General features: G+C 38.0%; 6 protein-coding genes. All 6 read left to right on the plus strand.

Annotated elements, in window-relative coordinates; translation table 11 throughout:
* Positions 1-26: 26 nt before the first annotated feature.
* From ilvC to ilvA, 6 genes are read left to right on the plus strand one after another with little or no spacing between them, the layout of a single operon-like run.
* Positions 27-1,031 carry a ketol-acid reductoisomerase gene (ilvC, locus tag CD172_RS07555; RefSeq protein ID WP_060551505.1) on the plus strand — a complete coding sequence of 335 codons (1,005 nt, stop codon included), beginning with the start codon at positions 27-29 and terminating at the stop codon, positions 1,029-1,031.
* 27 nt (positions 1,032-1,058) lie between these two features.
* Positions 1,059-2,594, plus strand: coding sequence for a 2-isopropylmalate synthase (locus CD172_RS07560; protein ID WP_060551506.1), 1,536 nt, complete (start codon positions 1,059-1,061; stop codon positions 2,592-2,594).
* Positions 2,587-3,636 carry a 3-isopropylmalate dehydrogenase gene (leuB, locus tag CD172_RS07565; RefSeq protein ID WP_103345971.1) on the plus strand — a complete coding sequence of 350 codons (1,050 nt, stop codon included), beginning with the start codon at positions 2,587-2,589 and terminating at the stop codon, positions 3,634-3,636. Before CD172_RS07560 ends, leuB begins: the two co-directional genes overlap by 8 nt.
* A 2-nt stretch (positions 3,637-3,638) precedes the next feature.
* Entirely contained in the window at positions 3,639-5,015 is a 1,377-nt protein-coding gene (leuC, locus tag CD172_RS07570; RefSeq protein ID WP_103345972.1) for a 3-isopropylmalate dehydratase large subunit, read from the plus strand.
* Complete coding sequence (leuD, locus tag CD172_RS07575; RefSeq protein WP_103345974.1) at positions 5,015-5,593, plus strand: 3-isopropylmalate dehydratase small subunit; 579 nt, start codon at positions 5,015-5,017, stop codon at positions 5,591-5,593. The genes leuC and leuD overlap by 1 nt, the downstream gene beginning before the upstream one ends.
* Positions 5,594-5,598: 5 nt before the next feature.
* Entirely contained in the window at positions 5,599-6,867 is a 1,269-nt protein-coding gene (gene ilvA, locus CD172_RS07580) for a threonine ammonia-lyase IlvA (protein ID WP_103345973.1), read from the plus strand.
* Positions 6,868-7,003: the final 136 nt, after the last annotated feature.

Below are 7,003 nucleotides of genomic sequence, written 5' to 3' on the forward strand. Positions count from 1 at the left end.
CTTATATATTTTTAGGAGGAAAAGTTATGACAAAAGTTTATTATGATCAAGATGTAGAAAACGATGCGTTAAAAGGTAAAAAAATTGCAGTCATTGGGTATGGTTCTCAGGGTCATGCACATGCTCAAAATTTAAAAGATAATGGCTATGAAGTTGTGATTGGTATTCGTCCGGGTCGCTCTTTTGAGCAAGCAAAAGAAGATGGTTTTGATGTTTTAACCGTAAGTGAAGCCTCACAACAAGCCGATGTTGTAATGGTTTTATTACCAGATGAAATTCAAGGTACGGTTTATGATAATGAAATCAAACCAAACTTAGAACCCAATAACGCACTTGCGTTTGCACATGGTTTTAACATTCACTTTAACGTCATTGAACCACCTGAATTCGTTGATGTCTTTTTAGTTGCACCTAAAGGACCTGGCCACCTCGTTAGACGTACCTTTACAGAAGGTTCTGCTGTTCCGGCATTATTTGCAGTACATCAAAATGCCTCTGGAAACGCACGTGATATTGCTTTAAGTTACGCCAAAGGGATTGGTGCTACACGTGCAGGCGTATTAGAAACAACATATAAGGAAGAAACTGAAACGGATCTATTTGGGGAGCAAGCCGTCTTATGCGGAGGTGTAACACGCTTAATTCAAAGTGGATTTGAAGTCTTAACAGAAGCTGGTTACCAACCTGAAATTGCTTATTTTGAAGTCTTACATGAAATGAAACTCATCGTTGATTTACTTTATGAAGGCGGCCTCGAAAATATGCGATATTCTATTTCAAATACAGCAGAATTTGGTGACTATGTTTCAGGTCCACGTGTCATTACTGATGAAACCAAAAATAACATGAAGGCTGTACTAGAAGACATTCAAACAGGTGCCTTCAGCCAACAATTTATTAATGATAATCAAAATGGTTTTGAGCATTTCAAACAAATGCGACAAGCACAAAAGGACCATCCTATTACACAAGTTGGTCAAGATTTACGTAAAATGATGCCCTTCATCAAAGCCAAACAAATTCAAAAGTAATTGATTCATTTAAAGGAGCTGTTCATGATGACTAGTCATATTCAACTATTTGATACCACACTTAGAGACGGAGAACAAACACCTGGTGTAAGTTTTTCATTCGATGAACGTTTAGCAATCGCAAAACAACTTGAAAACTGGGGTGTTGATGTAATCGAAGCAGGCTTTCCCGCTTCAAGTCAAGGGAGCTTTGATTCAGTTAAAGCAATCGCACAGACTTTAAAAAAGACAACGGTAACGGGCTTAGCACGATGTAAAAAGTCTGATATTGATGCGGTATATGAAGCTACGAAAGATGCTGTAAAACCATCTATTCACGTGTTTATTGCTACAAGTCCAATTCATTTGGAATCAAAACTGAATATGACTGAAAGTGAAGTGCTGGCTTCTATCAAAGCGCATGTGACGTACGCATCATCATTATTTGATGTTGTTCAATTTTCACCAGAAGACGCAACACGTACACCCCTACCCTTCTTAATTCAAAGTGTACAAACAGCTGTAGATGCAGGTGCAACAATTATCAATATACCTGATACAGTTGGCTATAGTTACCCAACGGAATATGGTGCCATATTTAAAACACTACTTCAAACAATTAAATCGGACTCTGAAATCATTTATAGCGCACATTGTCATGATGATCTCGGGCTAGCTGTCGCCAATAGTATGGCTGCGATTGAAAATGGTGCAACCCGAATTGAAGGAACTTTAAATGGTATTGGAGAACGTGCTGGTAATACTGCACTTGAAGAAGTTGCGCTCGGCCTATATGTCCGTCAAGATCACTATGGCATAGAAACTCGTGTTCAGCTTAATCAAACGAAAGCAACATCTGAGTTGATCGCACGTTATGCCGGGATTGCTGTACCTCGAAATAAAGCCATTGTAGGTAAAAATGCTTTCAGTCATGAATCTGGTATACACCAAGATGGCTTTCTTAAAAATCCTGAAACGTATGAAATCATGACACCACAACTCGTGGGTATTCAACAAACTGAATTACCACTTGGCAAATTGTCAGGAAAACATGCTTTCCAAGAGAAGCTTAAACAAATGGGTTATGAAATAGGATCTGAAGAACAAAAAGTACTATTTAAAGCATTTAAAAATATTGCCGATAAGAAAAAGCAAGTGACAGACCGGGATATTCATGCCCTAATTCAAGGTACAACACATGAGTTACATGCTTACTATCAACTAGAAACGTTACAATTACAGTTTGTATCAAATGGATTACAAAGTGCCGTCGTCGTGATTAAAGACAAGGATGGCCATACCTACCAAGACTCCAGTATTGGCACAGGTTCAATAGTTTCAATATATAATGCGGTAGATCGTATATTTAAAATTCAACCTGAGTTATGTGATTACCGTATTGAAGCAGTTACTGAAGGCTCTGATGCCCAAGCTGAAGTACGTGTTTCGATTCGTCTAAATGATACTACTTTTGATGGCGTTGGATTTGATCACGATATTATCTATGCATCCTGTAAAGCCTATGTTGAAGCTTGTTCAAAAGCGATGGCTGCAGTTTCAAGTGAGGTGGATGTGCATGTGTAAGCAAATTGTTGTATTAGCTGGAGATGGTATCGGGCCTGAGATTATGTCAGGCACCTTAGAAGTACTGCAATTACTATCTCATCAATTTCAGTTTGACTATGAATTAGAAGAACATCTTATGGGCGGGTGTGCTATCGATCAATATGGTACACCCCTCCCTGAACATACGCTCTCTGCTTGTAAACGTGCAGATGCGATATTGTTGGGAGCTATAGGTGGACCAAAATGGCAAAACGCGTCAGTTCGACCAGAACAAGGTTTATTGAAATTGCGTCAATCACTCAGATTATATGCAAATATTCGACCTACAAAAGTATTACCTTCCATGGTTAAATTATCACCATTAAAAGAAGAAATTGTTTCCAATACAGATTTTATTATTGTTCGGGAACTCACAGGCGGAATCTATTTTGGAGAGCCTAGAGTACTCAATGCGGAGTCAGCTATCGATACACTTGTATATACAAAATCTGAAATTGAACAAATCGCACATGTTGCCTTTCAACTAGCACAACAACGTCGTCAACGTGTGACGTCAGTCGATAAAGAAAATGTCCTCGCAAGCAGTAAATTATGGCGACAAACATTAATTGAAGTTGCTCGTTTTTATCCTGATGTCACGCTAGAGCACCTACTTGTGGATGCGTGTAGTATGAAACTTATCCAAAATCCGCTACATTTTGATATTATCGTCACTGAAAATTTATTCGGTGATGTCTTAAGCGACGAGGCTTCGATGTTACCAGGTTCTTTAGGCTTATCCCCTTCATCGAGTAAAGGACATAGTGGCATCAATCTATACGAACCCATTCATGGATCTGCTCCAGATATAGCCGGTCAAAATTCAGCAAATCCATTTGGGATGTTATTATCGCTAGCAATGTGTTTACGAGAAACCTTTCAAGCTCCAAAAGCCGCAGAATTAATTGAAAAGAGCATTGCACATTTAATAACTGAGAATATCACAACTGCAGATTTGGGCGGTCATTACAAAACCACCGATATTATTGAAAATATTAAGGCATATATAAAGGAGGCGTAATTATGGGGCAAACATTATTTGATAAAATTTGGCATCAACATGTCATTACAGGTGAAGTTGGTAAACCTCAGTTACTTTATATTGATTTACATCTTATTCATGAAGTAACGTCACCTCAAGCATTTGAAGGTTTACGTATACAAAAGAGACCTTTACGCCGTCCTGATTTAACCTTTGCAACATTAGATCACAATGTACCAACATCAGATATTTTTAACATTAAAGACAGCGTAGCGCTGAATCAGATACAAGCACTGCAACAAAACTGTAAAGATTTCAATGTCACATTGTTTGATATGGGATCAGATGAACAAGGTATTGTACATATGGTCGGCCCTGAACTTGGACTTACACAACCTGGTAAAACGATTGTTTGTGGTGATTCACATACTGCTACACATGGAGCATTTGGTGCAATTGCTTTTGGTATTGGTACAAGTGAAGTAGAACATGTATTTGCAACACAAACGTTATGGCAAATTAAACCTAAAAATTTAAAAATCGAAGTGACAGGTACATTGCCTAAAGGGGTTTATGCGAAAGACATTATACTCTTTTTAATTCAACAACACGGCGTAGATTTTGGAACGGGCTATGCACTAGAGTTTACAGGTGATACTATCTCATCCCTTTCAATGGAAAGTAGAATGACATTATGTAACATGGCAATCGAAGCTGGTGCCAAATATGGCATCATACAACCGGATGCAACAACGTTTGAATATTTAAAAGGACGCCAGTATGTCCAAGACTTTAATCAAAAAGTAATGGATTGGCAATTATTATCGAGTGATACGGATGCAACTTTTGATAAAGTCATTCACTTAGATGTATCACAATTAGAACCTCAAGTCACTTGGGGTACGAACCCAGAAATGGGCGTGAGTATTTCAGAACCATTTCCCGAAAGTAAATCCGTCAATGATGCGCGTGCGTATCGATACATGGGGCTTAAACCGGGTCAACGTGCTAAAGATATCCCATTAGGTTATGTATTTTTAGGTTCATGTACGAATGCTCGTCTATCTGATTTAATTGAAGCCAGTCGATTTATCAAAGGTCAAAAAGTGCATCCAAACATTAACGCAATTGTCGTTCCAGGGTCACGGCGCGTTAAAAAAGAAGCCGAGTCATTGGGGCTAGATCGTATTTTTATTGAAGCAGGTTTTGAGTGGAGAGAACCAGGTTGCAGCATGTGTTTAGGTATGAATCCTGACCAAGTGCCAGAAGGTGTCCATTGTGCCTCAACAAGTAACCGTAATTTCGAAGGTAGACAAGGTAAAGGTGCACGGACACATCTTGTATCCCCTGCAATGGCCGCTGTAGCAGCCATTCATGGTCATTTCATTGATGTTAGAAAGGTGGCTGAGACATTATGATGGAAATTAAACCCTTCACGACGTATAAAGGTAAAGTTGTGCCATTATTCCATGACAATATTGACACGGATCAAATTATTCCTAAAGTACACCTTAAACGCATATCGAAAAGTGGCTTCGGGCCCTTTCTATTTGATGAATGGCGGTATTTAAAAAATGGCGAAGCCAACCCGGATTTCATTTTAAATCAAGCACCCTACCGTGGTGCAACTATTTTAATTACGGGTGATAATTTTGGTTGTGGTTCTAGTCGTGAACATGCGGCTTGGGCACTAAAAGATTATGGCTTTCAAGTCATTATTGCAAAAAGCTTCAGTGATATTTTCTATATGAACTGTACTAAAAATGCTATACTACCGATACGCCTAGATGACGAAGCCATACATCAACTCGTAGAAGCAAAAGAAATAGTGATTGACTTGCCTCGTCAACTTATTCAAGCTAATGGCAACACATTTACGTTCGACATTGAAGAAACGTGGAAGCATAAATTTATCAATGGATTAGATGACATTGCTATCACATTATCGTATGAAAGTGAAATAAAAGCCTATGAACGAGCTAAATTAAAGGAGTGAACAGAATGACTGTCACAACACCAACTTTAAATGTAAAAGAGATTGATGAAGCACATTTACGATTACGAGATACCGTAAAAACAACACCCCTTGAATATGACCATTATTTATCATTAAAATATCAATGTCATGTTTATTTAAAACGTGAAGATTTACAATGGGTGCGATCATTTAAATTACGTGGTGCATACAATGCAATTTCAGTATTATCTTCAAAACAAAAGTCACAAGGTATTACATGTGCCAGTGCTGGAAATCACGCTCAAGGTGTGGCATACACTGCACGTCAACTAAATTTAAATGCAGTAATTTTCATGCCAGTGACAACACCGAATCAAAAAATCAATCAAGTGAAATTTTTTGGAGATACCAATGTTGAAATTAAATTAATTGGGGATACCTTCGATGATTGTTTAAAAGAAGCTTTATCCTACACCGAAAAACACCAAATGACGTTTATTGATCCTTTTGACAATATTGACACCATTGCAGGACAAGGTACTGTGGCAAAAGAAATCTTAACACAAGCTACAGACGCAGACATACATTTCGATTACGTGTTTGGTGCAATCGGTGGTGGTGGTTTAATGTCTGGTGTTTCTTCTTATTTTAAAGCACACTCCCCTCATACGTCTTGCATTGGAGTTGAACCCCTTGGTGCAAGTAGTATGTATCAATCTATTTCACAAAATCGTATTGTGAGTTTAGAAAATATCGATAAATTTGTAGATGGTGCTTCTGTAGCTAAAGTTGGGCAATTTACTTTTAACATTTGTAAACATACCATTGATGATTATGTACAAGTGGATGAAGGAGCGGTATGTTCCACTATATTAGATATGTATTCGAAACAAGCCATTGTTGCTGAACCAGCTGGTGCACTGAGTGTCAGCGCATTAGATCATTATCAATCAGAGATTAAAGGGAAAACGGTTGTATGTATCATTAGCGGTGGTAATAATGACATTAATCGCATGAAAGAAATTGAAGAACGTGCATTACTGTACGAAGAAATGAAACACTATTTTATTTTGAATTTCCCACAACGTCCGGGTGCACTAAAACAATTTGTAAATGATGTTTTAGGCCCTGATGATGATATCACGAAATTTGAATATCTTAAAAAGGCATCACAAAATACGGGAACGGTTATAATTGGAATCCAATTAAAATATCACAAAGACTTAAATACACTGAAACAACGTATCCATCAGTTTGATCCAAAAAATATTTATATTAATGAAAATAAAATGCTTTATTCACTGCTGATTTAAATCACATACAAAAAAACATACAAAAAACCCCAAGTACGATTTGTACTTGGGGTTCGTTTGCTTGGCAACGTCCTACTCTCGCGGAACGTAAGTCCGACTACCATCGGCGCTAAAGAGCTTAACTTCTGTGTTCGGC

The sequence above is a fragment of the Staphylococcus agnetis genome (assembly GCF_002901865.1).
Lineage (GTDB): Bacteria > Bacillota > Bacilli > Staphylococcales > Staphylococcaceae > Staphylococcus > Staphylococcus agnetis.

Coding starts and splice junctions, on each gene's coding strand:
- ilvC (WP_060551505.1), top strand. CDS start 27: ATGACAAAAGTTTATTATGATCAAGATGTAGAAAACGATGCGTTAAAA.
- CD172_RS07560 (WP_060551506.1), top strand. CDS start 1,059: ATGACTAGTCATATTCAACTATTTGATACCACACTTAGAGACGGAGAA.
- leuB (WP_103345971.1), top strand. CDS start 2,587: ATGTGTAAGCAAATTGTTGTATTAGCTGGAGATGGTATCGGGCCTGAG.
- leuC (WP_103345972.1), top strand. CDS start 3,639: ATGGGGCAAACATTATTTGATAAAATTTGGCATCAACATGTCATTACA.
- leuD (WP_103345974.1), top strand. CDS start 5,015: ATGGAAATTAAACCCTTCACGACGTATAAAGGTAAAGTTGTGCCATTA.
- ilvA (WP_103345973.1), top strand. CDS start 5,599: ATGACTGTCACAACACCAACTTTAAATGTAAAAGAGATTGATGAAGCA.